This window comes from Serratia sp. Ag1, assembly GCF_000743355.1.
Taxonomy (GTDB): Bacteria; Pseudomonadota; Gammaproteobacteria; order Enterobacterales; family Enterobacteriaceae; genus Chania.
The window spans coordinates 1-1,052 of sequence record NZ_JQEI01000106.1 but is presented as its reverse complement, the minus strand read 5'-3'; the positions used below and the strand labels follow the sequence as shown (position 1 = coordinate 1,052).

The window sequence follows — 1,052 nt, the reverse complement described above, 5'->3', positions numbered from 1 at the left end:
CTCCGTCATCGGTTCGGGACTCGGCCGTCGCGGATCCAGCGTCCGCTGGCGCACCGTCGGCCGCATCGCGCTCGGCTGGCTCTTCACGCTGCCCTCGGCCGCGATCGTCGGCGCGCTCGCTGCGCTGCTCGCCCAGGGCCTCGGCACGACCGGCGTGATCATCGACGCCGTCCTCGGCCTCCTCTTCATCCTCTTCATCTTCTGGCGGTCGAGCCGCAACAAGGTCGACCACTCCAACGCGATCAACGTGCCCGACGTCGCCGAGTCCGGCTACGCAGTCCGCATCCGCAAGCGGGGCAAGGTCAAGCCGGTCCCGACCGAGACCGGAACGATCCCGCCGCTCACCCCGATCGCGAAGTCGGCGGTGCGCTCCGATCACGCGGCTCGCGCGGCGGAGCAGGCCGCGGACGACGCGGAACGGCAGATCCGGGCGGTCGAGCGCGCCGCGATCCGCACGAACGAACGCGCCGCTCGCGCCGCCGGTGACGAGGAGAACGACAAATGACCATCGACTGGATCGCATTCCTGCAGGTCTTCATCGCGGCGCTCGTCTCGGCGTGCGTGGTCGTCGGGCTCTACGCGCTCGGCATCCGCTTCCTCGCGATCCCGGCGCCCGCGCCGCTGCGCGAGGACGGAACCCGCGAACCGAACGGCCCGTCGCGCGACGACGAGGAGGACGACCTGGAAGGATCCGGGCGTCCCAGCTGGGCGCAGATCGCCGCGAACATCTGCTTCGGGCTCTCCGCGTTGTGCGTGCTGGCGGGCATCTACCTGATCATCCCGATCTTCCACAAGTAGGGCCCCGGGCCGCTCGCTCTTGCCAGCCGTCGACAGTAAGGTGAGCGCATGAGCGACGTCGCATCGATCCCCGCCATCACCGAGATCGTCGGAGGCCTGCGCTACGGTTTCGCGCAGGGGACCACCCGGCCCGAGGCCTGGCGGCGGCTGCAGCTCGAGGGGCTGCGCCGCATGCTCGTCGAGCGCGGCACGGACTTCGAGGCGGCGCTGCTCGCCGACCTGGGCAAGCCGGCCATCGAGTCGCAGCTCGCGGA

The 1,052-nt window shown here is 70.8% G+C and carries 2 protein-coding genes and 1 pseudogene; all 3 read left to right on the top strand.

Features of this window, described 5'->3' with window-relative positions:
* Positions 1-505: pseudogene (locus tag IV04_RS26670) on the top strand (inorganic phosphate transporter); the annotation flags it as partial.
* On the top strand, positions 502-798 hold the full coding sequence (locus IV04_RS24545; RefSeq protein WP_037441855.1) for a hypothetical protein: 297 nt from the start codon (positions 502-504) through the stop codon (positions 796-798). The pseudogene IV04_RS26670 and the gene IV04_RS24545, both read left to right, overlap by 4 nt.
* 48 nt (positions 799-846) lie before the next feature.
* On the top strand, positions 847-1,052 hold a 206-nt coding region (locus IV04_RS26510; protein WP_037441852.1), incomplete at its 3' end, for a hypothetical protein.